Source organism: Rhodococcus opacus B4 (assembly GCF_000010805.1).
Classification (GTDB): Bacteria; Actinomycetota; Actinomycetes; order Mycobacteriales; family Mycobacteriaceae; genus Rhodococcus_F; species Rhodococcus_F opacus_C.
In genome coordinates this window covers 5,724,494-5,748,165 of the sequence record NC_012522.1, presented here as the reverse complement: position 1 = coordinate 5,748,165, position 23,672 = coordinate 5,724,494, and the positions used below count along the sequence as shown (strand labels likewise).

Genomic DNA, 23,672 nt, shown 5'->3' with positions numbered 1-23,672 from the left:
AACATCCGACCCCCCACGTTCATTGAAGGACCGGCATGACGTCTCCCCTGCCCTCATCATCTGCCGCGCGCAAGAAATGGCCCTGGATTGCCGGCGGGATCGTCGTCGCCGCTGCCGTGGTCTCGTGCACGAGCCCCGGACAGGACGACCAATCGGCCCAGGCCGCAGCGGTATCCGCGGCCGCGACCCCCATCGCCGATTCGACGGTAGCCGCTGACGCGTCGAGTTCTTCGACACCGGTGCCGGTTTCGTCTGCGCTGGTGCTGTCACCGGTCGATCCCGCCGTGGCCGACGGCGCCGACGCGACCGCCGCGCTGCAGCAGCTCGCCGGACTCGAGATCAAGGGCCGCGCACCGAAGACCGGGTACGACCGGGATCTGTTCGGCCAGGCGTGGACCGACGACGTCACGGTCGAGGGCGGCCACAACGGGTGCGACACCCGCAACGACATCCTGGGGCGCGACCTCGACGAGATCGTGTTCAAGCCGGGCACCCGCGACTGCGCGGTGCAGACCGGAACGCTGCACGACCCCTACACCGGCACCACCATCTCCTTCGTCCGCGGCGAGGGCACGTCGAGCGCCGTGCAGATCGATCACGTCGTCGCGCTGTCCGACGCCTGGCAGAAGGGGGCGCAGCAGCTCGACACCGCGACCCGGGTGAACTTCGCGAACGATCCGCGGAACCTGAAGGCCGTGGACGGCCCGGCCAACCAGCAGAAGTCGGACGGCGACGCCGCGACCTGGCTGCCCCCGAACACGAGCTACCGGTGCACCTACGTGGCGGATCAGGTGGCGGTGAAGGCCGCGTACCGGCTGTGGGTGACCCAGGCCGAGCACGATGCGATGGCCCGGGTCCTCCAGGACTGCGGGGCGGCGGCGCCTGCCGCGGCACCCGCCCCGACCACCGACCCGGTCCCGCAGGTGGTGCCTGCCCCGGCTCCCGTTCCCGCGCCGGCTCCCGCGCCGGCTCCCGCCCCTGCGCCCGTCCCGTTCGTGGACACGGCGCTGCCGGGCGACGTCTACTACAAGAACTGTTCGGCGGCCAAGGCGGCCGGTGCCGCACCGGTCCACGTCGGCGAACCGGGCTACGGCACACACCTCGACCGCGACGGCGACGGTGTCGGCTGTGAGAGCTGACCCGGGCCTGCCGAGACACGCACCGCCACCACCAGTTAACCTGAACTGCCTGCAGGGACGTCGGGTACCTGTAGTCATTTCTGTACATGTCAGAAAGATGAGACCGGCATGACCACTGCACCCGACGCACTCGGGCACCCCCCACATACGGACGAACCGCCAGTCGCCCGCGTCTTGACGAAGCCGGCGTTGTCGGCGCGCGAGATCGAGGTACTCCGTCACTGGCTGCGCGGCGACTCCAAGCTCGCCGTCGCCGCCGACCTCCACATCGCCCTCGGCACGGTCAACACCCACCTGACCCGCATCCGCGAGAAGTACGCCCTGGTGGGACGTGACGCGTCGACCAAGACGGCACTGCTGGTGCGGGCCCTGCAGGACGGCATCATCACCATCGCCGAACTCTGAGGGCCTATGCCCTGCGCAGGGCGTCCCGGCCGATCTCGGCCACCGACGTCAGACCGCTGAGACCCATCGTGAGGTCGAATTCGGCGATCACGTTGGCGGTGGCGTCCCGCGCACCGGCCCGACCCGCGAGGGCCAGACCGTACAGGTGGGGCCTGCCGAGTGTCACGGCGTCGGCACCGAGCGCGAGCGCCTTGAAGACGTCTGCTCCGGTGCGGATTCCGCTGTCGAGGAGCAGCGTCAGCCTGCCGTCGACGACGGGCGCGATGTCCACGAGAGCGTCCAGCGAAGACACACTGCCGTCCACCTGCCGCCCACCGTGATTCGACACGACGATGCCGTCCACCCCGGCATCGAGAGCACGCCGGGCGTCGTCCGGGTGGAGCACGCCCTTGAGGAGGATCGGCAGCGACGTCCGGCTGCGGAGGGTCTCTATATCGGCCCAGCTCAGCGACGGCCGGGAATAGATGTCGAGGAACGTTTCCACGGCGGCCCGCGGTTCCGGCGACCGCAGGTTGTCGAGGAAACGGCCCGGGAAGCGCCAGGTCATCGACACCAGCGACCGGATGGCGCCGAGCGTCACCTCGACGTCCGGCTTCTTCGCCGCCGCCTTGATCCGCTCGTGCACGATCCGGCGGAACACCGGATCGGACGTGTACTGCGCGATGCCCTGCCCCTGCGCGAACGGCAGCGAACCGAGGTTGAGGTCTTCCGGCCGCCAGCCGAGCATCGTCGTGTCGAGGGTGACGACGACGGCGTCCGCCCGGATGTTCGCCGCCCGCTGCAGCAGGCTGTCGACGAGGTCGTCGTCAGTGCTCCAGTACAGCTGGAACCATCGGGGCGCGTCGCCCATCGCTGCCGCGCTCTCCTCCATCGGGGCGCAGCCCTGGTTGGAGAAGATGTACGGCACACCCAGTTCGGCGGCGGCGGCGGCGATGGCCACGTCGGCCTCCGGCCTGGCCAGTTCGGCGGCGCCGACGGGCGCGAGCAGCACCGGCGCCGGAATGCGGCGCCCGAACAGTTCGACTCCGATGTCGCGCTTCGAGACGTCGCGCAGGACCCGGGGAACGATCTGCCACTTGTCGAACGCGTCGCGGTTGGCCTGCATAGTGCGCCCCAGCCCGGCGCCGCCGTGCACGTACGCCCAGCCCTTCGCGCTCATCTTCCGCCGCGCGCGCCGCTCGAGGGTGTCGAAGTCGGTGGGAACGGAGGGTGTGCGGCCGAGGACGCCGTCGCGGTAGATCAGATTCTGACGGGCCCGGCCCGGGCTGTCCTGGTTCTCGCTCGCAGACATGCGGCCGAGTCTTCCACAGCACATCACGAACCGGCGCCGGGTCGCCCGGACGCGTAGGTTTGTGACCGGCACCACACCGTGCGCCACCCCGACCCCCTGACGTCCCAGGAGACCGCGATGCCCGACCGTCCGTCCCTCACCGGCGCTCCCTGCTGGATCGATCTCACCAGTTCCGACCCGCAACAGGTCATTCCGTTCTACACCGGGCTGTTCGGGTGGAGGTCCGACACCAGCGAGGATCCGCAGTACGGCGGCTATTCGATCTTCAGCATGAACGGCAAACCCATTGCGGGCCTTGGCCCCCAACAGCAGGGGAACCCGTACGGCAACGTGTGGACCACCTACATCGCGTCGGACGACGCCGCGGCCACCGCGGCGAAGGCCGCCGAGGCGGGCGGCCAGGTGATGATGCCCGCAATGGCCGTGGGCGACCAGGGCACGATTGCCGTCCTCGGCGATCCCGCCGGCGCCGTCATCGGCGTGTGGCAGGCCGATCAGCACACCGGATTCGGCCTCGTCGACGAACCCGGCGCGCCGGTCTGGCACGAAACGCTGTCGCGCAACTACGCGGCCGCACTCCCCTTCTACGCGGACGTGTTCGGCTGGACGTATCAGTCCCTCGGCGACACAGACGAATTCCGGTACTCCCAGGCCAACGTCGGCGACCGGACCGTGGCCGGCGTCATGGACGCCGACTCGTTCCTGCCCGAGGGCGTTCCCTCGTTCTGGCAGTTCTACATCGGTGTCGGCGACACCGATGCGGCCGTCGCGAAGGTGACCGAACTCGGCGGCAGCGTCCGGCGCGAACCGGAGGACACCCCGTTCGGGCGGCTCGCCTCCGTCGCCGATCCCCTCGGCGCCACCTTCCAGATCACGACCCTGCAGTCCTGACCCGGTGACGGTGGCACAGACCGCGCCACCGTCACACCGGGCCGAACGGCGCCTGCGCCTCCTTCGCGTCCCAGATGTCGAGGAGCGAGCGCAGAATTTCCTCCGACATTCCCAGGCCGCCGAGATGGCTCTCCCCGTGCATCGTGTGGAACTCGGCGTCGGGCAGCAGCGCCACCATGTGCCGGCCGTGCCGGAGCGGGACGATGTGGTCGCAGTCGCCGTGCCACCACCGCACCGGGGTCTTCACCGCGTTCACCCGGAATCCCCAGTCCCGCGCGAACAGGACGAGGTCGGCGAACGGGGCACTGAGTTGCTTGCGGCCGCCGTTGAGCAGATCGTCGAGGAACATCGCCTTGAACTCCGGCCGCGCGAGGAGACGGCGGTCACCCTCCGGGGACATCCGCCCGTACAGGTCGATGATCGGCGACGCGAACGGCCTCGCGAGCCTGATCACGGAGCTCGCCGCCAGCCCGACCGGGACGCCGCCCGCCGACAGCACCGGAGCCGCCAGCACGGCCAGATCCATCAACCCGCTGCGGATCGCGTCGGGGCCCTTCGTCGGTGCGACACCCCCGAGGATCCCGGTCGCGACCACGCGGTCGGGCATCGCGTATGCCGCGGCGAGCGTGTAGGGACCGCCGCCGGACAGGCCGATCACGGCCATCTGGTCGATGCCGAGCGTGTCGGCGACCGTGCGCAGGTCCTCGGCGAAATCGATCACCGCGCCGTAGCGGTGCGGGGTCGACGACCCGACCCCCGGCCGGTCGATCCCGATCAGCCGGACGTGCTCGCGTTCGGCGAACGCCCGGGCCTCCATCGGCACCTGACGCCGCGCCCCGGGCGTGCCGTGCAGCCAGAACACCGCCCTGCCCTGTGCCGAACCGAACTCCGCGAAGCCGAGCCGACGCCCCTCGCCTACCGCGACCGTGCCCTCCAACTGTGGGCGTGCGATATCCACCATGCCCACAGCTTCGCACGTGACGGTCGTCACGTTTCCGGCCGGGACCCGCTCAGCGGTGTGCGGTCGACGTGAACTGGTAGGTCGCGGCGTCGACGATCTGCTCGGGTGACACCTCGATCTCACCGTTCAGCCACGCCGTCATGAGTTCGGCGAGCCCGCCCACGAACAGCAGTGCGGTGATTTCGTCCTGCGGCGACGACCACGCCCGGTCGCCGTAGAGTTCCCTCGCCTGCTCCGCCACCAGCAACGCGAACGCCCGCAGCAGTTCACGCCTTCGCGTCCGCAGCGGTTCGGCGCCCGCCGATTCGATGATCGACACCCGCCCCTTCCGCGGGTCGGCCGTCAGGATGTCGACGAACGCCGCGATCGCCGCCCGCACCCGCACCTCGGGATCACCCGTCACGGTCCGGACCGTGACCCGCGCAGCCTCGCCGATCTCGGCGGCGATCCCCTCGATCACCTGCACCAGCAGATCGTCGCGGCCGCGGAAGCTCTCGTAGAAATAGCGTTCCGTCAGTTTCGCCTCGGCGCAGATCGCGGTCATGGTCGCCTTGTCGCCGCCGACGGTCCCGAAGACCTGCAGTCCCGCTTCGAGCAGTCGCGCACGACGTTCGGCGGCCCGCTCCTCCGAACTTCTGCCGCGGTACTGCCGCGCCGGCTGACTCATGACTCGATGTTGACAGACCACCTGGTGTGACGCACACTACACACATCTGACATGGCGTCCTGTCACATACCCGACGAGGGAGTGCCCGTGCCCAAAGTTCTCGCTGCTCCGCCGCAGGAGAGCACGCTCAGCCCCATCTCCGGGAATGCCGGTTTCCCCGTCATCGGGCACTCCCTGGAGTACTTCCGCGACCCGATGGGACTGTTGCAGAGCCGCTGGGACCGCTACGGCCCCGTGTCCTGGCTGAGCATGGCCGGCAAGCGATGGGTCACCGTGCTCGGCCCCGACGGCTGCCAGGCCGTGCTGCAGAACAGGGACCGCGCCTTCGTCAACAGCGACGGGTGGAGCGTGCTGATCGGACCGTTCTTCCACCGGGGGCTCATGCTCCTCGACGGCGACGAACACCTCGCCCACCGGCGAATCATGCAGCAGGCCTTCACCCGGGACCGACTGTCGCGCTATACCGACGCACTGCATCCGGCTGTCGAGAGGGGGCTCGACGCCTGGCGGCCCACCCCGGGCTTCGCCGTGTACCCGGCGCTGAAGGAACTGACGCTCGATCTCGCCACGAGCATCTTCATGGGCGGCGCCGAGGGATCGACACATCGGGAGATGGCCGAGGTCAACAAGGCCTTCATCGACTGCGTGCAGGCCGCCACGTCGGTGGTGCGGTACCCGCTGCCGGGAACGCGATGGAAACGTGGCATCGACGGTCGCGGACGCCTCGAGGAGTTCTTCCGCCGGTACCTGCCGGCCCGTCGCGCGGGTGCGGGCGAAGATCTGTTCTCCGCGCTGTGCCACATCGAATCCGAAGACGGACAGCGGTTCAGCGACGACGACGTCATCAACCACATGATCTTCCTGCTGATGGCGGCGCACGACACGTCCACGATCACGCTGTCGACGATGATGCAGTACCTCGGCCAGCACCCGCAGTGGCAGGACCGCTGCAGGCGGCAGTCCGCGGCGCTCGGCACGTCCACCCCGGACTACGGCGAACTCGAAGAACTCACCGACCTCGACCTCGTCATGAAGGAATGCCTGCGCCTCGTTCCGCCGGTTCCGGTGGTCGCGCGCCGAGCGGTCCAGGACACCGAGGTGCTCGGCCACTACATCCCGAAGGGCACGTACATGTCGGTGGTCGTGCACTTCACCCACCACATGCCCGAGTACTGGCCCGACCCGGAGCGGTTCGACCCCGAGCGGTTCGCACCCGAACGCCGCGAGGACAAGGTCCACCGGTATGCGTGGGAGCCGTTCGGCGGCGGCGTGCACAAGTGCCTGGGGATGCACTTCGCGGGCGCCGAGATCAAGACGGTCATGCACCACCTGTTGCAGCGATTCGACTGGCGGGTGAGCCCCGGCTACGTCGCTCCGCTGAACTACACCTCGCTGCCGTTCCCCTCCGACGGCCAGCCGGTGGACCTGTATCACCGCATCCACTGACCTGTTCGACCATAGTGGGAGTCATGACCGTTACGGCGCCCCCGCTCGACGTGTACTCGCAGCCCACGCTGTCCAACCTCATGCCGTCCGTCCTCGCGTCTCTGGGTGTCGCCGGCGAGCCCAACCGGCTGCACCTGCCCGGCAGCAGGCACACCGTGGTGATGCTGATCGACGGCCTCGGCTGGAGCCATCTGCGCCGGCACCGCGAGCGCGCGCCGTTTCTCGACAGCCTGACCGGCCGGCCGATCCGTGCGGGGTTCCCCACCACGACCGCCACCAGCATCGCGTCGTTCGGCACGGGACTGCCGTCCGGCGGTCACGGCATCACGGGCTACCAGTCGTACGTTCGGGAGGTTCGGGGCACGATCAACTGGCTGTCGTGGCGGGCGGGCCACAAGGGCGACGAACTCACCCGGCTGGTCCCCGAGGTCCTGCAGCCCACACCGACCGTATTCGAACGTGCCGCGGCAGCCGGTATCGCATGCACGACGGTGGTTCCCGCGAAGTTCGACGGGTCCGGGCTCACCCGCGCCGTCCTCCGCGGCGGGGCGTTCGCGGGAATACACGCGTACGGCGACCTGATCGCACACGTCGTGACCGCGGTCCGATCCGGCGAGCGGACGCTCACCTACTGCTATCTCAGCGAGATCGACACCCTCGGGCACATCTACGGTCCGGGATCCGAACCGTGGCTGCACCAACTCGAGCTCGTCGACCGCCTCGTCGAGAGACTCGCCGCCGAACTCGCGACCGCGCAACCGGGCGCCGCGCTCCACGTCACCGCCGACCACGGCATGGTCACCGTCGACGACGCCGACAAGATCGACTTCGACGCCACCCCCGCCCTTTCCGACGGCGTGGTGGCACTCGCGGGCGAACCGCGGTGCCGGCACGTGCACACGAAAGCCGGAGCCGCGCACGACGTCACAGAACGGTGGAAGAGCGAACTGGGACACCGCATGTGGATCGGCACCCGGGACGAGGCCGTCACCGCGGGACTGTTCGGTCCCGCCGTGCGATCCGAGGTGCAGGGCCGCATCGGAGATGTCGTCGCCATCGCGCAGGGCGGCGTCGCGGTGGTCCGACGCAAGGCGGAGTCGCGGCTGTCCGCCCTCCCCGGGCAGCACGGTGCGCTGAGCGACGACGAGTTGCTGATTCCGCTGCTGCACGGCACCGCCACGTAAACCGGGTCGCTCACCGGTTTGCCGGGTCACTCCTGATAGAAATGACGAACAGCGTTGATTTCAGGAGAGATTCATGCCCCGCTCCGCGGTACCGAACACCGGCTCCATCATCACGACCATCAGAACCAAGTGGCCCTGGATCCTCGCCGGCCTGCTCGTCGTCGTGCTCGTCACGATGCTCTCGCCGGACCCCGACGGCACCCTCGCCTCCGGAACCGGACCGGCCGCGCCGTCGGAAGCCACTGACGCACAACAGATACAGACGGCGTACACCCAACTGGCCACCCTCGAGGTGAAGGGCAGGGCACCGAAGACGGGGTACGACCGGGAGCTGTTCGGCGCCAGCTGGACCGACAACGTCTCGGTCGCGCTCGGACGCAACGGCTGCGACACCCGCAACGACATCCTGCGCCGCGACCTCGTCGACATCACGTCGCGGGACCGCACCCGCGACTGCGTGGTGCAGTCGGGCACGTTGCGGGATCTCTACACGGGCACCATCATTGCGTTCACCCGCGGCACGAAGACGTCGGACGCCGTGCAGATCGATCACGTGGTGGCGCTGTCGGACGCGTGGCAGAAGGGCGCACAGCTCCTCGACGCGCAGACGCGGGCCGACCTCGCGAACGATCCACGCAATCTGCAGGCGGTGGACGGACCCACCAATCAGCGCAAGAGCGATGCCGACGCGTCGACGTGGCTGCCCCCGCTGGCGGCGTACCGCTGCACGTACGTGGCACGGCAGGTGGAAGTGAAAGTGGCATACCGGCTCTGGGTGACGCCGCCCGAACGCGATGCGATGGCCGCGGTGCTCACCGGCTGCGGCGCGCGGTGATCACGCTCCGGGTGGGGTGAGCCGGTTCTCGGAGCCGGTGTCGACCGCCGGGGCCGTCGCACCGGAGTCCCAGTCGACGGAGTTGTTGGAACCGGTCACCTCGAGGGAGTCCAGGGACACCGCGCGCACGAAGTTGTCGTTGCCGCTCACCGTCGTCGCACCGGAGTCGTCGACGTTCACGGAGTTCCCGCTTCCGGTGACCGAAATCCGCTCCGCCTGCTTGCCGAGAACGGTCACGGCGTTGCCCTGGAGTTCGATCGATTCGACGACGTCGATGGTGGAACTGTTGCTGCGCCCCGAGATGGTGAGCGTTCCGGTCTGCCCGCCGACGACGCTGGTGTCCTGACCGCGCACGACGACCGCGTTCGACGTGGCGACGGTCGCCGAGACGCCGTTGGCCTCGATGGTGACGGTGCCGCACTCGCCCTCGAGGACGACCCCGGCACCGTCCCGGTTGACGATCACGTCGCGGCCCGCGCAGTCACCGCCCGAGTTCAGTTCCACCGCAGAGCCGGGCACCGTCGAGGTGCCTGCGCCACCGGTGCTCCCGCCGCCACAGCCCGCGAAGACCACGGCGGAGGACATCAGCACCGCGACGGCGACCGACTTCCGGGTGACACCCATCGATCCCTGCTTTCCTGCCCCCGACGGGACCGGGTCAGTTCTTCGCGAGCACCGGCATCGTGACGACCTGGCCCGCGTAGGACAGCCCGGCACCGAACGCGAGGAGCAGCGCGGTGTCGCCGGGCTTGACGTCTCCGTTCACCAGCATCGCTTCCATCGCGAGCGGCACGGACGCGGCCGAGGTGTTTCCGGACTCGGCGATGTCGTCGGAGACCGGCACGTTCTCGGGAAGCTTCATGCTGCGGGCAATCACCTCGGTGATCCGGGAGTTCGCCTGGTGCGGAACGAATGCGTCCAGATCCTCGACGGTCAGTCCGGCCTTCTCGACGGCGGCGAGCGCGACCTTGCCCATCTCGAAGGCGGCCCAGCGGAACACCGCGGTGCCGGCCATCTTGATGTACGGACGCTTGGCGCCCGGCGTCGTGATGTACTCGTACCAGTCCAGGTCCTGCACGATGGCGTCGGCCTGCGAGCCGTCCGAACCCCACTCCACCGGTCCGATGCCCGCGACGTCGCTCTTGCCGACGACCACGGCGCCGGCGCCGTCACCGAAGATGAAGCGCGTGGAGCGGTCGGTCGGTTCGGTGGTGACGCTCATCTTCTCGACACCCACCACGAGGGCGTAGTCGACCGATCCGCCGCGCACCAGATCCGACGCCACGGTGAGCGCCGTGCAGAATCCGGCGCAACCGCCACCGAGGTCGAACGCACCGGGGCCACTGGTACCCAGCGCGTCGGCGACCAGAGCCGCCGCCGGCGGGGTCAGGAGTAGGTACGTCGACGTGGCGACGATGACGCAGCCGATCTGCTCGGGGTCGATCCCGCTCGCCTCGATCGCCTTGCGGCCCGCCTCGATGGACATCGTGACGACGTCCTCGTTCTCCGCCGCGAACCGCCGGTTCCGGATCCCCGAGCGAGACTGGATCCACTCGTCCGTCGAGTCGATCAGTTCACAGATCTCGTCGTTGGTGACGACCCGTTCGGGCCGGTACACGCCGAGCCCGAGAAGGGCGGACTGCCGACCTCCAGCCACGGTGGCAATCTGCTTTCCCATCGATCGATCTCCTCATCAGGTCCCGCGTGGTTACGCGCAGTGTGGACTTGTCGCCAGCACACGTTACGTCGGCAGCCGCCCCGCGGGTAGCACCGGTTCCTGTTACTCGCGGGTAATATCGGATTCGCACGGGCTCGGATGAAACGAACAGGGCGGTCGAATCGACACTTTGGGAAGAACAGACTTGTTAGACTTCTCGCGATTTCCAGCAGTTGATCACCGGTAGGGGGAGTGGTCTCTTCAGGCCACGCAGTGCCGCCTGCTGCTAGAGATGGAGTGACCTTCGTGAAGCGAACCAGAGCTCTTGCAGCAGCCTCGCTCGTCGGCGCGGCCGTGACGTTGATCGCATTCGCGGGCCCGGCCGCCGCGAATCCCAACGCCATCAATCCGATCCCCGGACTCAACGGCACCAACGGGATTCCGCACCTCACCGGGCGCACCCAAGCGGTCGCGCAGCAGACCGGCATGCTCAGTCCCAACCGCACGCAGGACGCCAACGTCCTCGGCACCGACCTCGGCATCATGTGGGACAACGGCCAGGGCCAGGTCCTCACGGCATTCGGCGACTCCGCCGGGCTCGGACTGCCCAACCTGCTGTCGGGCAGCCTGTGGGCCTGGCGCAGCAGCACACTCTTCCGCAGCTCGGACGGCATCCTGTCCGACGGGATGAACTTCGACAGCTCACCCCGCGACATCTTCGGCCAGTCCAAGGAGCTCGTCCCCAGCCCCAAGATCCCGTTCGTCGAGATCAGCCGCATCCCCACGGCAGGCGTCGCCGTCGGCAACACCCAGGTACTGAGCATGATGTCGGTGAAGAACTGGGGTCCAGCGGGCACCTGGGACACCAATTACTCCGGCCTCGTCTACTCGCAGGACAACGGCGAGAACTGGACCGTCGCCCCCGAGACGCAGCGCCCGAACGTCGGGGGCAACGCCAACTTCCAGATGAGCGCGTTCGTCAAGGCCGACGGCTTCGTCTACCAGTACGGCACGCCCGCCGGGCGCGGCGGGCTCGTCCACATCGCCCGTGTCCCCGAACCCCAGATCATGGACCTCGGCGCGTACGAGTACTTCGACGGCGCCAAGTGGATCAAGGGCAACCCCGACGTCGCCAAGCCGATCATGCCGGGCGGGGTCGGCGAATTGTCCGTCGCATACAACGAATACCTCGGGCAGTACCTCATGCTGACCACGGACCAGTACAACTCCGTGGTCATGCGCCGCTCCCCGTCGGTGACCGGACCGTGGGGCCCACCCGAGGTACTCGTCGACACCCGGGAACTGCCCACCGCGTACGGCGCGTACATCCACCCGTGGTCGTCGGGGCGCGACCTCTACTTCCTCACGACGGTGCACAACAACTACAACGTCCTCCTGATGCGCACCACCCTCACTCCGTAGTCCTCGTACTAGCGTCGGGGCATGGATGCAGCTGCCTGGGACGAACGGTATTCACAGAGCGAACTGGTATGGGGCGCGCCACCCAACGCCGTCGTGGTCGAGCAGGTCACCGCGCTCCCCCGCGGCCGCGCACTCGACCTCGCGTGCGGGGAGGGCCGCAACGCGCACTGGCTCGCCACCCGAGGCTGGGAGGTGACGGGCCTCGACTACTCGGCCGTCGCCCTCGACAAGGCCCGCCGGGTGGCCGCCGAAGCGCCCCGCTCGGTCCGGGAACGGCTCGACTACCGCGTCGCCGACGTCACCGAGTCGGACCTCGGCGGCGAGTACGACCTGGTGCTCATGATCTACCTCCACCTCGCCCCCGAGGAGCGCCTGATGGTTGTGAACCGTGCCATATCCGCACTGAAACCTGACGGAATCCTCATGATTTTGGGGCATGACGCCGTTAACTTGTCGCAAGGAGTCGGAGGGCCTCAGGACATCGAAATCCTCTACACACCAGACGATTTGGTGACCACGATCGACGGCCGCCTGAACGTGGACGTCGCCGAACGGCGATTCCGCGAGACGGACGCCGGAACGGCGATCGACGCGCTCGTCGTCGCACACCGGCCGAGTCTTGGCAGTCGGGTAAATGGCGCGTAATATCGCTGATGTTACCGACGAGTAATAACTTGGGCGGTACTAACGGATAGACCGCACCATCTCACTGGGAGAGACAGAAGACATGGGCCATTACAAGAGCAACGTCCGCGACCTGGAGTTCAACCTCTTCGAGGTACTCGGTCTCGAGCAGCCGCTGAGTGACGGCGTGTGGGGCGATCTCGACGCCGACACCGTCCGCAACATGCTCAGTGAAGTTGCCCGCCTCGCCGAGGGACCGCTGGGCGAGTCCTTCGCCGACGCCGACCGCAACCCTCCGGTCTTCGACCCCGAGAATCACACCGTCACCCTGCCGGAGTCCTTCAAGAAGTCGTTCCGCGCGCTGTGGGACGCCGAGTGGTACCGCATGGGAATCTCCGAGGAGATCGGCGGCGTCCCCGTGCCGCGGTCCGTCGTGTGGGCCATCGGTGAGCTGATCCTCGGCGCCCAGCCGGCCGCACACATGTACCAGGCCGGACCCGCCTTCGCGGACGTCCTGTTCAACAACGGCACCGAAGAGCAGAAGAAGTGGGCCGCCACCATCGTCGAACGCGGCTGGGGCGCCACCATGGTCCTCACCGAACCCGACGCCGGATCCGACGTCGGCGCGGGCCGTACCAAGGCCATCAAGCAGGACGACGGCTCCTGGCACATCGAGGGCGTCAAGCGGTTCATCACGTCCGCCGACTCCGACGACCTGTTCGAGAACATCTTCCACCTCGTCCTGGCCCGTCCCGAGGGCGCAGGCCCCGGCACCAAGGGACTGTCGCTGTTCTTCGTCCCGAAGACGCACTTCAACTTCGAGACCAACGAATTCGGCGAGCGCAACGGCGCTTTCGTCACCAACGTCGAGCACAAGATGGGCCTGAAGGTCTCCGCCACGTGTGAGGTCACGTTCGGCGGCCACGGCATTCCCGCCCAGGGCTGGCTCGTCGGCGAGGTCCACAACGGCATCGCGCAGATGTTCGACGTCATCGAGCACGCGCGCATGATGGTCGGCACCAAGGCCATCGCCACCCTCTCCACCGGCTACCTCAACGCCCTCGAATACGCGAAGGAACGCGTCCAGGGCGCCGACCTCACGCAGATGACGGACAAGGCCGCCCCGCGCGTCACCATCACCCACCACCCCGACGTCCGGCGCGCCCTCGCCATGCAGAAGGCATACGCCGAAGGTCTGCGCGCCGTGTACCTGTACACCGCGGCGCACCAGGACGAGGCCACCGCCAAGCTGGTGTCCGGCGCCGACAAGGACCTCGCGTTCCGCGTCAACGACCTGCTGCTCCCGATCGTCAAGGGTGTCGGCTCCGAGCGGGCGTACCAGTACCTGACCGACAGCCTTCAGACCTTCGGCGGTTCCGGCTTCCTGCAGGACTACCCGATCGAGCAGTACATCCGCGACGCCAAGATCGACTCGCTGTACGAGGGCACCACCGCCATCCAGGCGCAGGACTTCTTCTTCCGCAAGATCGCCCGCGACCGCGGCGTCGCACTCGCGCACGTCGCAGGCGAGGTCAAGAAATTCATTGACACCGAGGCGGGCAACGGTCGCCTCAAGGCCGAGCGCGCCCTGCTCGCCACCGCCCTCGAGGACGTCCAGACCATGGCCGCCACCCTCACCGGGTACCTCATGGGTGCGCAGGAGCAGCCGTCCGAGCTGTACAAGGTCGGCCTCGGTTCCGTCCGGTTCCTGATGTCCGTCGGCGACCTCCTCATCGGCTGGCAGTTGCTGCGCCAGTCCGAGATCGCGATCAAGGCTCTCGACGAGGGTGCCTCCGACAAGGACAAGGCATTCTACGAGGGCAAGGTCGCCATCGCGTCCTTCTTCGCGAAGAACGTGCTGCCGGAACTGACCGCCACCCGCGGCATCGTCGCCAACCTCGACAACGACATCATGGAGCTCGACGAAGCGGCGTTCTGACCGCTTCACACGGCCCGGTGGCCGGGGTTTCGTCCCCGGCCACCGGGCTTTTGTCGTGCCGCGCCCGGGACCCCGCACTCCTTCTCGGTTCACGAACCCTTTTTCGGACCCGACAGGTAGTGCGCGGACCGAGAAGGAGTGCGGGAGTTGTCCACAACCCTCGGTTCATCCACAGCCGGGTCCGTAGGGCCGGATTCTCGACGCCGGCCGGGCGAGAATCGTTCCCGTGGAACACGACCCGGGGGCGATGCTGCGACGTCAGGAGGCGTTGGGCCGCGGCTACAGCGACGACGAGATCCGACGACTCTACACACGCGGCGAGTGGCAACGCATCGGCCGCGGCGCGTACCTCTCCGCGTCGGTCTACTCGGCGCTCGGCGACGAGGAACGTCATCGCTTCCTGATCGACTCGACTCTTCACGCCCTCTCGGACGACGCGGTGCTCAGTCACCAGTCCGCAGCCGTCGTGTACGGGCTGCCGCTGTGGCGAACTGCCCTCGACCGCGTTCACGTCACCAGAAACCGGCGTGGAGGCGGCCGGATCAAGAGGCGGATCACCGAGCACTGCGCCCCGGTCGGAGAGCAGGTGGCGGTGGTGGACGAGCATTCGCTCACTCTTCCGGCGCGGACCGTCGTCGACCTGGCGAGGACACTTCCGTTCGAGCAGGCCGTCGTGACCGGTGAGTTCGACGGCCGCGTCAAGTACGGACGGCTGCTGAAACCCGGGCAATCACCCGGCGACGCGGTGTTCGCCGAGAAACAACGCGAGGACGCACTGCGCGACCTCGGATTCCAGGTGGTGCGGTGGACCTGGGACGACCTCGAGTCGCCTGCGCAGGTGGTGGACCGGATCCGCCGCGCGATCGCCCGTGCCGAGTCGCCGCGAGGCTGGGTTGCCCAGGCACCGCTGCCGTCCGTGCGACCGCTCACGGTGCGAGCGCTGTAGACGCACCACTTCTCTCTTCACGCAACACTTTTCGGACGCTAAAGCGGGTGCACGAACCAAGAAGTGGAGCGGCTACTCGCCTTCGTCCGGCTTCGGCTTCGGGGTGGCGGTCGGGCTCTCCGCCGGAGCGGACGGCGCCGGCGAGGCGGCGGGGGTGCGCTCGTCGGGCTTGGGTGCGCCGGGTTCCTCGCACTTGACGATCGGGACGGGGTCGTAGCGGACGGTCCTGGTGTCCCGGGAGATCTCCTGCCCGGTGGCGTGATCGGAGACCACCCGGGTGTCGCTGGCGGTGAATCCCGGTGCGCCGCTGGAGGCGATGCAGTGGTCACCGGCGGGCAGGGTGACCGTGTCGGGCTGCGTCGGTTTGGTGCGGTTGCCGGTGATCGACTCGACGTCGACCGACTTGGTACCCCAGAACCGGATGGTCAGGTCCGACGAGCCGCCGATGGCCTGGATCATCACACCCGTCTTTCCGGTGTTCCGGAACTGCAGGTCGATGGCACCCTCGAAGACGGTGGCCTCACGCGCCTCGGGATACCGCGAGATGTAGTACGAGTGCTCGGTGTGCGCGACGTCCTCCATGCCGGCGAAATATGCGGCGTTGTAGAGCGTCGTCGCCACCTGGCTCACACCGCCGCCGACGGCGGTGTCCGGGCGGCCGTTGTTGATGATGCCCGACTCCACGTACCCCTGAGCGGTGCCGCGAGGACCGGTGTACCCGTTGAGCGAGAACGTGTCGCCCGGTTTGATCAGTGCCCCGTTGATCTCGCTGGCAGCGAGCCGGATGTTCGTCCCGGACGCCGCCGAGAAACCGCCGGTCGTGAACTCGCCGATCACTTCCTTCACGCCGAGAGCCTGCGCGGCCTCCGTCGTGAGAGCGGGCGGGACGGGTCCGTACACCGCGGCGGTGGTGTGAGAGCCGTTGCCGCGCAACACCTCGGGCAGTGTCTCCAGTGTCTTGGGCCACTGCACGAGATCGCCCACGACCGCGGGGACGACGGTGGGCGCTCCCCCGTCGAGCGTGATCTTCGCGTCCTTCGGCACGATCTCCGTCGACACGAGTTGCGGGGCGAGGATGCCGGTCGCGGCCTCGATGTTGTATGTCGGTGTCAACCCGCCGGTGCCGTCCGGTTCGAAACCGACGATGGCGCCGATCTGCTGACGCGGCGCGGTCGCGACCTTGCCGTCGCGACCGGTGACCACCAGGTCGGCGGACGCTGCCGGCGTCGCCACGTCGGCGAGCGCCCGCTGGACGCCCTCCTGCGTCACCGTCACCGGCACGACGTCGACGGGCAGATCCACCGTCTGGCCGAACGCCCACTTCTCGATCAACGCCGACTCGGCACCCTCACCGTTCAGGTTCTGCCCCGTCGACGGATCCACCGGCACGGGGGTCGCACCCTCGAACACGACGGTCCCCTCGCGGGACGCGCGGTCGGTGTCACTGCGCAGACCGTCGACGGCGGATGCCAGCGCGGTCTCGTCGCGAGTCGACACGACCCCGATCTCGTCGGTGGTGAAGAACGACGCCAGCCTGGTGAACGGGTTGAGCGGCTGAGAATGAGCCCGGTCGAGGGTGGCCCCCCAGTCGACACCGAGCCCGGCGGCGGACGGGACGAGTTCCGTCGACACGTCGCCGGCCTGCACCGTCAGCGGCTGATCGACGCGTGGGCCGACCTGCGCCTGCAACGTGGCCTCCGCCTCTTCGCGGGTCGAGCCGCCCACGTCGACGCCCGCCACGGTCACCCCGCGCGGGACCTTTCCGGAGGACACCGCGAGATCCGCTGCGTAGGCAATGCCGATCACGGCGATCACACCGCCGGTGATCGCGGCAACCTTCACCCACGACGCACGGGCCGGAGTCTTCTCGGCGGGCTCCTCCGCGGGCTGCGGTTCCGGTTGCGGCGGGACCGGCGCCGCCGGGGCCACGACCGTCGGCTCCCCCACCGGCGTGATGTCCGGACCGGGAACGGGACCCGGCGGAATCGCGGGGATCACCTGCGTGACGTCCTCGTTCGCCGGCGGCTCCACCCACAACGGGGCCTGCTCCCCGGAACGGTCCCCCAGGTCACCGAGGTTCAACTGCGTGGTGGGCGCCTCGTCTGCGCCCGGGGCGTCGTCGGGAGGTGTGACCTCGTCCGCTTCCGAGGCGGGCTCGTTCGCCGCGTTCCCGGATTCGACGTTCTCGGGTTCGGCGTTCCCGGGTTCGGCGTTCGCGGACTCGACGCTGTCGGGCGTTGCGGAAGCGGAAGGGTCCGGCGTCGACCGTTCGGGTGCAGTGCTCCCCTTGTCGCCGTCTTCGTGGTTCACCGTGGCCCTCTCACCGAGTCGTCCTTCGTGCGGGCCTCAGCTTGCCGTCGGTGCTCGTTGCATTTCAAGCGCGATCCGATCCGAGCGAGGCCCGGTCGAGACCCCCACGTCAGCCTACCGGCCGCCGGAAATGCAAGAGCCCCGCGCTGCTGCCAGGTCGGGGGTCAGGCAGCAACACGGGGCTGACAGGGATATCGCCAGCTAATCTCCAGCGTTACACCTGTCGGAAAAGTTTTCGGGGATCCGGCCACCCCTCGTTGCCGGATCCCCGCTCGCATCGCTCACACGCTGGCCTTTCCGGTCTCCCAGCTACCGGAAAGGCCAGTCGGATCACGCCTCTATGATTGCCGTCACACCCTGGCCGCCGGCGGCGCAGATGGAGATCAGGCCGCGGCCCGAACCCTTCTCCGCGAGCATCTTGGCGAGCGAGGCGACGATGCGGCCGCCGGTCGCGGCGAACGGGTGGCCCGCCGCCAGCGACGAGCCGTTGACGTTGAGCTTGCTGCGGTCGATGGAGCCCAGTGCGCCGTCGAGGCCCAGGCGCTCCTTGCAGTACTCGTCGGATTCGAATGCCTGAAGCGTCGCGAGCACAACGGACGCGAACGCCTCGTGGATCTCGTAGAAGTCGAAGTCCTGCAGGGTGAGGCCGTTGCGGGCCAGCAGGCGCGGGATGGCATACGTCGGCGCCATAAGGAGCCCGTCCTTGCCGTGGATGTAGTCGACCGCCGCGGTCTCGGAGTCGATCAGGTGCGCGAGCACCGGAAGCTTGCGCTCGGCGGCCCACTCGTCGGTGGACAGCAGGACCGCGGACGCACCGTCGGTGAGCGGGGTCGAGTTGCCCGCCGTCATCGTGGCGTCGCCCGCCTTCACCCCGAAGACCGGCTTCAGCTTGGCCAGCTTCTCGGCGCTGGAGTCGGGACGCAGGTTGTCGTCGCGGGTGAGGCCCAGGAACGGGGTGACCAGGTCGTCGAAGAAGCCGCGGTCGTAGGCGGCGGCCATGTTCTGGTGGCTGGCGGCGGCCAGTTCGTCCTGGTCCTCGCGGCGGACACCGAATTCCTTCGCCGTGATCGCGGCGTGCTCGCCCATGGACAGCCCGGTGCGGGGCTCGCCGTTGCGGGGGATCTCGATGCCGAGCATGGACGGGCGGACGTTGCCGAGCAGCTTGATGCGGTCGCCGGTGCTCTTCGCGCGGTTCAGCGACAGCAGGAACTCGCGGAGTTCGTCGTTGACGCCGATCGGCGCGTCCGACGTGGTGTCGACGCCGCCGCCGACACCGGCGTCGATGCGGCCGGCCGCGATGGCGTCACCGACCGCGACGATCGACTGCAGTCCGGTGCCGCAGGCCTGCTGCAGGTCGAACGCCGGGGTGTAGGGGCTGAGGGCGCTGCCGAGGACGCATTCGCGCATCAGGTTGAAGTCGCGGCTGTGCTTGAGGACGGCACCGCCGGCGACGAGGCCCAGCTTCTCGCCCTGGAGGTTGAAGCGGCTCACCAGTCCGTCGAGGGTGGCGGTGAACATGTCCTGGTTGGACGCCTGCGCGTACTTCCGGTCGGAGCGGGCGAACGGGATACGGTTTCCGCCGACGATCGCGACGGGACGCTGCTGCTTTCCGCCCGGCTTCGGGGCCGCCGCGGAGTTCGAGTTGGTGCGAGCTTTGCTGGTCACTGACGTCTCCAAGGATCTGGTGCGATTACCTGTTGGCTACTATTCTTACTCAGGAGTAAGTTACTTGTCGACACCGCACTCCACTCGGTGCTCGGTGACTGACCGCCGAACGACGACAGAAGGTAGGACCGTGGCAGCCAGCAAGGGAGCTCCCGACCTCTATTCCCAGTTCCTCTCATCCGCGCCCGGCGCGTTCATCGCCGCGAAGGCGGGACTGCCGCGACCCGAGAACCTGCGGCGATACAAGCACGGCGAACCGGCGCTCGCCGGCCCGGTCCTGATCGGCGGCAAGGGCCGCCTCGTCGAACCGCTGCGCGAACTCCTGTCCGACTACCCCGCCGCGGGCGCGGGCGACGACCGGTACGGCGCCCTGGTGTTCGACGCCACAGGCATCGGTTCGGTCACCGAACTCGAGCAGCTGTTCGAGTTCTTCCAGCCGGTCATCCGCAACCTCGCGCCGTCCGCGCGCGTCGTCGTCATCGGAACCACCCCCGAGGAGACGTCCGGCGTCGACGAGCACATCGCCCAGCGCGCACTCGAGGGCTTCACCCGCAGCGTCGGCAAGGAGGTCAAGCGCGGCGCCACCGCTCAGCTCGTCTACGTCTCGCCGTCGGCCTCCACTGGACTGTCGGGTCTCGAATCCACGCTGCGCTTCCTGCTGTCGGCCAAGTCCGCGTTCGTCAGCGGCCAGGTCATCCGGGTCGGGTCCGAGGATTCCGTCGCACCCGCCGACTGGGACAAGCCGCTCGACGGGAAGGTCGCCATCGTCACCGGTGCGGCCCGCGGCATCGGCGCGACCATCGCCGAGGTCCTCTCCCGCGACGGCGCGCACGTCATCTGCGCCGACATCCCGGCCGCCGGTGAGGCGCTCTCGGAGACGGCCAACAAGGTCGGCGGCACGTCCCTCGCCCTCGACGTGACCGCGGACGATGCGGCCGACAAGCTCGCCGAGTTCGTCCTCGAACGGCACGGCGGCGCGGACATCATCGTCCACAACGCAGGCATCACCCGCGACAAGACCCTCGCCAACATGGACGAGGGCCGCTGGAACATGGTGATCGGCGTGAACCTTCTTGCACCGCAGCGCATCACCGACGTCCTCGTCGCCAAGGGTGCGTTGAAGGAAGGCGGCCGCGTGATCGACGTCTCGTCCATCGCCGGCATCGCGGGCAACCGCGGCCAGACCAACTACGGCACGTCCAAGGCCGGTGTCATCGGACTCGTGCAGGCGTCTGCGCCGGTGCTCGCGCAGAAGAAGATCACGATCAACGCCGTCGCCCCGGGCTTCATCGAGACCGCGATGACGGCGGCGATCCCCTTCGCCACACGGGAGGCCGGACGCCGCATGAGCTCGCTGCTGCAGGGCGGCGAGACCGTCGACGTCGCCGAGACCGTCGCGTACTTCGCCAGCCCGGCGTCCAACGCCGTCACCGGTCAGATCGTCCGCGTCTGCGGCCAGAGCCTGCTGGGCGCCTGATGTCGGGCAAGGTCGTCCAACTCACGGAGAGGCCGGGCACGCTCGGCATCTACACGCGCGCCGTGCGCAGCGCGCTGCCGGTCATCGGTGCGAGCGGGCACAGCGCCCCGGACACGACGCTCGTCCTGAACGGCGTGCACGTCGATCCCGACAACCTGGCGGCATACGACCGGGTGACCGGGCTGCGGTTCGGCGACACCCTGCCGCTCACGTACCCGTTCACGCTGGTGTTCCCGGTGGTGATGCAGCTGATGGTGTCCGAGGGTTTCCCCTTCCCCGCCATCGGTTCCGTCCACGCGGAGAACGTCATCGAACAGTTCCGCCCGATCTCGGTGGTCGAACCCCTCGACGTGTCGGTGCACGCGGAGAATCTGCGCGAACACCGCAAGGGACTCCTCATCGACGTGATCAGCGAGATCAAGGTGGGACGCGAACTGGTGTGGAAGCAGACGTCGACGTTCCTGCGTCAGCAGAAGACGTCGCTGTCCGGTCAGCCGGGGCCCGAGCCGAAGGCCGAGGAGGAGCCGCCGCGTCCACTGCGAACGTTGCGGGTCGATCAGAAGACGATCGGCAAGTACGCGGCGGTGTCCGGTGACCGCAACCCGATTCACGTGTCGACGCTGGGCGCCAAGGCCTTCGGGTTCCCGAGGACCATCGCACACGGCATGTGGAGTGCGGCCGCCGTACTCGGGACGGTGGAGGGCCGGATCCCGGACGCCGTTACATACAGCGTCCGGTTCGGGAAACCGATCCTGCTGCCGTCGACGCTGAACGTGTACGCCGATCAGACCGCCGACGGCTGGGATCTGTCGATCAAGCACCCGAAGAAGGGGTACCCGCACCTCACCGCGACGCTGCGCTGACGGGTACGATCGGGACGCTCGTTCGATCTGATCGAACGAGCGTCCCGTTCACTCCGGCTTCTTCTTGCCCGCGAGGCCGCGCCACGCCAGGGATTCGAGCAGGTCCGCGGCGGCGTCCACCTCGATCTCCCCGCCCGCGACACGGTCGGCGACGGCCTCCCCCGCCCCGACCAGGGCGATGGCGATCAGTTCGAAATCCTGACCAGGTTCCGGATCCTTGGTGCTGGACTCGAGCAGGTGCGCGGTCAGTTCGATCAGCCGGTCGCGGCTCGACTGCACCGACCCGACGAACGCCTGCTGCCCCATAGCCTGGCGATACAGCACCATCCACGACTTGCGATGCTTGCCGACGAACCCGAGAAACCCCTCGAGCGCCCGTCGCAATTGCTCACGGGGACTGAGCCCCGGATCTCCCGCCGGAGCGAGCGCCTCGACGAAGCGCAGGCCCTCCCGCTGAATGCAGGCCGCGAACAATTCGTCCTTGGAACCGTAATAGAGGTAGAGCATCGGCTTCGAGATTTCCGCCTTGGCCGCGATCGCGTCCATCGAGGTCTCGTGAAAACCCCTGTCGGAGAAGACGTCGACGGCAGCGTCGAGCATCTGCTGCTCGCGCACTGCGCGCGGCAGTCGCTTGGTGCCGCCGGCCATACGTCCTCCATCATCGTCGAACCCGCTATCTTACTCTACGGTAATAAAGCGGGCTCGACCGGCGGACCAGAAGATTACCAGCACCGATCCCCTAGCAGGCGAGGGCACCCTTGGCACGCGCGACCGTCAGCACCGCCTCGTCGACCCGCTGCTGCGGCAGCTTGCCCGAGGCCACAACGCTTTCGAGGTGATCGAGGACCCGCGGGACGTCGTCGGTGGTGAGCCACAGCGCGACGTCGACCCCGGACTCGAGTGCCGTCTCGACGGCCTCGGTGATGTCGTAGCGGTCGGTGATCGCCTGCATGCCGCTGAGGTCGTCGGTGAAGATGGGGCCGGTGAACGGCGGTGCGCCGTAGCCGGTGCCGCCGCGCAGCAGCGCCACCGCGTCGGGGCTGATGCTGGCTGGGATCCCGGGGGCCGTCAGGCCGGGCACCTCGAGGTGGCCGAGCATGACGCCGACACCGGTGGACACCAGGTTCCGGAACGGGACGAGGTCCTTGGTCTGCAACTGGTCGAGCGGCGGGGTGGTGACGGCGCCGGTGTGGGAGTCGCCGGACGCGGATCCGTGACCGGGGAAGTGCTTGATCACCGGCAGGATTCCCGCGTCCCGCATGCCGCGCGCGTAGGCGTCGGCGTAGCGGGTGACGACGGCGGGATCGTCGGAGTAGGAGCGGTCGCCGATGACGCTGTCGTCGGGCTGGCTGCTGACGTCGACGTCGGGCGCGAAGTTGACGGTGACCCCGAGGTCCTTCAGTCCGCGCCCGCGCTCGAGCGCCATCTGATACGTCTGCTCCTCCGTCATCGTGGCGGCGGTCTGCCGGGCGGACGGGTCGGCGCCGAGCAGGTTCTCGACGCGTGAGACCCGCCCGCCTTCCTCGTCGATGGTCACCATCAGCGGCAGCGACGACGCCGAGGCCACCTGGGGAACCTCGCGGTTCGCGAGCATCGTCTCGTCGGTCCAGCTTCCGATGAAGATGCCGCCGACCTGCTCGTTCCGGACCACCTGCGCGGCATCCGCGGTGCCGGTGACGCCCACGTTCAGTAGCTGAGCGAGCTTGCGCCGCAACGGCAACGACTGCAGGAACTCCGTCTCGCAGGACACCGGCGCGGCGGCGGGCGCGGCGGTGCCGGTGTGCGACGCGGGCTCGACGGACGAGGGAGACGGCGTCGCCGGGGACGACTCCGCGACCGTCTCGCCACCACCCGACGAACACCCGGCCACGAGGCCGGTACAGGCTGCGAGCGCGAGGGCATACTTGATCCGCATGGGTTCGACGGTAGCCCAGTTCGCCGGCGATGCTC

The 23,672-nt window shown here is 68.4% G+C and carries 21 protein-coding genes; 12 read left to right on the top strand and 9 right to left on the bottom strand.

What is annotated here, in order from left to right; genetic code table 11:
• Window positions 1-35: 35 nt before the first annotated feature.
• Together ROP_RS26135 and ROP_RS26130 are read left to right on the top strand one after the other, a co-directional pair.
• On the top strand, window positions 36-1,139 hold the full coding sequence (locus ROP_RS26135; RefSeq protein ID WP_015889016.1) for a GmrSD restriction endonuclease domain-containing protein: 1,104 nt from the start codon (window positions 36-38) through the stop codon (window positions 1,137-1,139).
• 108 nt (window positions 1,140-1,247) lie between these two features.
• Window positions 1,248-1,544 (top strand): response regulator transcription factor, encoded by a 297-nt coding sequence (locus tag ROP_RS26130; RefSeq protein WP_043825340.1) that lies wholly within the window; start codon window positions 1,248-1,250, stop codon window positions 1,542-1,544.
• Between the two features lie 4 nt (window positions 1,545-1,548).
• Here ROP_RS26130 and ROP_RS26125 read toward each other — a convergent pair whose 3' ends face one another.
• Window positions 1,549-2,835 (bottom strand): alpha-hydroxy-acid oxidizing protein, encoded by a 1,287-nt coding sequence (locus ROP_RS26125; RefSeq protein WP_015889014.1) that lies wholly within the window; start codon window positions 2,833-2,835, stop codon window positions 1,549-1,551.
• 117 nt (window positions 2,836-2,952) lie between these two features.
• On the opposite strand from ROP_RS26125, the gene ROP_RS26120 reads away from it, so the two are divergent.
• Window positions 2,953-3,726: a VOC family protein gene (locus tag ROP_RS26120; RefSeq protein ID WP_015889013.1), complete on the top strand. Its 774-nt coding sequence runs from the start codon at window positions 2,953-2,955 to the stop codon at window positions 3,724-3,726.
• Between the two features lie 31 nt (window positions 3,727-3,757).
• On the opposite strand, the gene ROP_RS26115 is transcribed toward ROP_RS26120, so the two are convergent.
• Window positions 3,758-4,687 carry an alpha/beta fold hydrolase gene (locus tag ROP_RS26115; protein WP_043825338.1) on the bottom strand — a complete coding sequence of 310 codons (930 nt, stop codon included), beginning with the start codon at window positions 4,685-4,687 and terminating at the stop codon, window positions 3,758-3,760.
• Window positions 4,688-4,736: 49 nt separating this feature from the next.
• Entirely contained in the window at window positions 4,737-5,354 is a 618-nt protein-coding gene (locus tag ROP_RS26110) for a TetR/AcrR family transcriptional regulator (protein ID WP_015889011.1), read from the bottom strand.
• 87 nt (window positions 5,355-5,441) lie between these two features.
• On the opposite strand from ROP_RS26110, the gene ROP_RS26105 reads away from it, so the two are divergent.
• From ROP_RS26105 to ROP_RS26095, 3 genes are all read left to right on the top strand, one after another.
• Window positions 5,442-6,800, top strand: coding sequence for a cytochrome P450 (locus ROP_RS26105; protein ID WP_043826806.1), 1,359 nt, complete (start codon window positions 5,442-5,444; stop codon window positions 6,798-6,800).
• A gap of 23 nt (window positions 6,801-6,823) precedes the next feature.
• Window positions 6,824-7,984, top strand: coding sequence for an alkaline phosphatase family protein (locus ROP_RS26100; RefSeq protein ID WP_015889009.1), 1,161 nt, complete (start codon window positions 6,824-6,826; stop codon window positions 7,982-7,984).
• Window positions 7,985-8,057: 73 nt separating this feature from the next.
• Entirely contained in the window at window positions 8,058-8,819 is a 762-nt protein-coding gene (locus tag ROP_RS26095) for an HNH endonuclease family protein (RefSeq protein ID WP_015889008.1), read from the top strand.
• Here ROP_RS26095 and ROP_RS26090 read toward each other — a convergent pair whose 3' ends face one another.
• Together ROP_RS26090 and ROP_RS26085 are read right to left on the bottom strand one after the other, a co-directional pair.
• Complete coding sequence (locus tag ROP_RS26090; protein ID WP_015889007.1) at window positions 8,820-9,443, bottom strand: DUF3060 domain-containing protein; 624 nt, start codon at window positions 9,441-9,443, stop codon at window positions 8,820-8,822.
• Between the two features lie 34 nt (window positions 9,444-9,477).
• Window positions 9,478-10,497 (bottom strand): beta-ketoacyl-ACP synthase III, encoded by a 1,020-nt coding sequence (locus ROP_RS26085; protein ID WP_015889006.1) that lies wholly within the window; start codon window positions 10,495-10,497, stop codon window positions 9,478-9,480.
• Between the two features lie 285 nt (window positions 10,498-10,782).
• Here ROP_RS26085 and ROP_RS26080 point away from each other — a divergent pair, with 285 nt between their 5' ends.
• The 4 genes from ROP_RS26080 (at window position 10,783) to ROP_RS26065 (ending at window position 15,407) form a co-directional block, all read left to right on the top strand.
• Window positions 10,783-11,898 (top strand): DUF4185 domain-containing protein, encoded by a 1,116-nt coding sequence (locus tag ROP_RS26080; protein WP_025431974.1) that lies wholly within the window; start codon window positions 10,783-10,785, stop codon window positions 11,896-11,898.
• Window positions 11,899-11,919: 21 nt separating this feature from the next.
• Window positions 11,920-12,543 carry a class I SAM-dependent methyltransferase gene (locus ROP_RS26075; protein WP_015889004.1) on the top strand — a complete coding sequence of 208 codons (624 nt, stop codon included), beginning with the start codon at window positions 11,920-11,922 and terminating at the stop codon, window positions 12,541-12,543.
• An 82-nt stretch (window positions 12,544-12,625) separates the two neighbouring features.
• Entirely contained in the window at window positions 12,626-14,461 is a 1,836-nt protein-coding gene (locus ROP_RS26070) for an acyl-CoA dehydrogenase (RefSeq protein WP_015889003.1), read from the top strand.
• A 226-nt stretch (window positions 14,462-14,687) separates the two neighbouring features.
• Window positions 14,688-15,407 carry a hypothetical protein gene (locus ROP_RS26065; protein WP_015889002.1) on the top strand — a complete coding sequence of 240 codons (720 nt, stop codon included), beginning with the start codon at window positions 14,688-14,690 and terminating at the stop codon, window positions 15,405-15,407.
• A 72-nt stretch (window positions 15,408-15,479) separates the two neighbouring features.
• On the opposite strand, the gene ROP_RS26060 is transcribed toward ROP_RS26065, so the two are convergent.
• Together ROP_RS26060 and ROP_RS26055 are read right to left on the bottom strand one after the other, a co-directional pair.
• Entirely contained in the window at window positions 15,480-17,717 is a 2,238-nt protein-coding gene (locus ROP_RS26060) for a VanW family protein (protein ID WP_015889001.1), read from the bottom strand.
• Between the two features lie 330 nt (window positions 17,718-18,047).
• Window positions 18,048-19,382, bottom strand: a complete 1,335-nt coding sequence (locus tag ROP_RS26055; protein ID WP_015889000.1) for an acetyl-CoA C-acetyltransferase — start codon at window positions 19,380-19,382, stop codon at window positions 18,048-18,050.
• 130 nt (window positions 19,383-19,512) lie between these two features.
• On the opposite strand from ROP_RS26055, the gene ROP_RS26050 reads away from it, so the two are divergent.
• Together ROP_RS26050 and ROP_RS26045 are read left to right on the top strand one after the other, a co-directional pair.
• The gene (locus ROP_RS26050) at window positions 19,513-20,859 is read left to right on the top strand and encodes a 3-oxoacyl-ACP reductase (protein ID WP_015888999.1); all 1,347 of its coding nucleotides are present in this window, start codon (window positions 19,513-19,515) and stop codon (window positions 20,857-20,859) included.
• Entirely contained in the window at window positions 20,859-21,722 is an 864-nt protein-coding gene (locus ROP_RS26045; RefSeq protein ID WP_015888998.1) for a MaoC/PaaZ C-terminal domain-containing protein, read from the top strand. The genes ROP_RS26050 and ROP_RS26045 overlap by 1 nt, the downstream gene beginning before the upstream one ends.
• Before the next feature lie 48 nt (window positions 21,723-21,770).
• Here the strand turns inward: ROP_RS26045 and ROP_RS26040 are convergent, their stop codons facing one another.
• Together ROP_RS26040 and ROP_RS26035 are read right to left on the bottom strand one after the other, a co-directional pair.
• Complete coding sequence (locus ROP_RS26040; protein ID WP_005243713.1) at window positions 21,771-22,370, bottom strand: TetR/AcrR family transcriptional regulator; 600 nt, start codon at window positions 22,368-22,370, stop codon at window positions 21,771-21,773.
• 91 nt (window positions 22,371-22,461) lie between these two features.
• A complete protein-coding gene (locus ROP_RS26035; protein ID WP_015888997.1) occupies window positions 22,462-23,637 on the bottom strand; it encodes a glycoside hydrolase family 3 N-terminal domain-containing protein in 1,176 nt (391 codons plus the stop codon).
• Between the last annotated feature and the right edge of the window lie 35 nt (window positions 23,638-23,672).

Bases quoted from the DNA above. Each gene is read 5' to 3' on its own strand.
- ROP_RS26135 (WP_015889016.1), top strand. From the start codon at position 36: ATGACGTCTCCCCTGCCCTCATCATCTGCCGCGCGCAAGAAATGGCCC.
- ROP_RS26130 (WP_043825340.1), top strand. From the start codon at position 1,248: ATGACCACTGCACCCGACGCACTCGGGCACCCCCCACATACGGACGAA.
- ROP_RS26125 (WP_015889014.1), bottom strand. From the start codon at position 2,835: ATGTCTGCGAGCGAGAACCAGGACAGCCCGGGCCGGGCCCGTCAGAAT.
- ROP_RS26120 (WP_015889013.1), top strand. From the start codon at position 2,953: ATGCCCGACCGTCCGTCCCTCACCGGCGCTCCCTGCTGGATCGATCTC.
- ROP_RS26115 (WP_043825338.1), bottom strand. From the start codon at position 4,687: ATGGTGGATATCGCACGCCCACAGTTGGAGGGCACGGTCGCGGTAGGC.
- ROP_RS26110 (WP_015889011.1), bottom strand. From the start codon at position 5,354: ATGAGTCAGCCGGCGCGGCAGTACCGCGGCAGAAGTTCGGAGGAGCGG.
- ROP_RS26100 (WP_015889009.1), top strand. From the start codon at position 6,824: ATGACCGTTACGGCGCCCCCGCTCGACGTGTACTCGCAGCCCACGCTG.
- ROP_RS26095 (WP_015889008.1), top strand. From the start codon at position 8,058: ATGCCCCGCTCCGCGGTACCGAACACCGGCTCCATCATCACGACCATC.
- ROP_RS26090 (WP_015889007.1), bottom strand. From the start codon at position 9,443: ATGGGTGTCACCCGGAAGTCGGTCGCCGTCGCGGTGCTGATGTCCTCC.
- ROP_RS26085 (WP_015889006.1), bottom strand. From the start codon at position 10,497: ATGGGAAAGCAGATTGCCACCGTGGCTGGAGGTCGGCAGTCCGCCCTT.
- ROP_RS26075 (WP_015889004.1), top strand. From the start codon at position 11,920: ATGGATGCAGCTGCCTGGGACGAACGGTATTCACAGAGCGAACTGGTA.
- ROP_RS26070 (WP_015889003.1), top strand. From the start codon at position 12,626: ATGGGCCATTACAAGAGCAACGTCCGCGACCTGGAGTTCAACCTCTTC.
- ROP_RS26045 (WP_015888998.1), top strand. From the start codon at position 20,859: ATGTCGGGCAAGGTCGTCCAACTCACGGAGAGGCCGGGCACGCTCGGC.
- ROP_RS26040 (WP_005243713.1), bottom strand. From the start codon at position 22,370: ATGGCCGGCGGCACCAAGCGACTGCCGCGCGCAGTGCGCGAGCAGCAG.
- ROP_RS26035 (WP_015888997.1), bottom strand. From the start codon at position 23,637: ATGCGGATCAAGTATGCCCTCGCGCTCGCAGCCTGTACCGGCCTCGTG.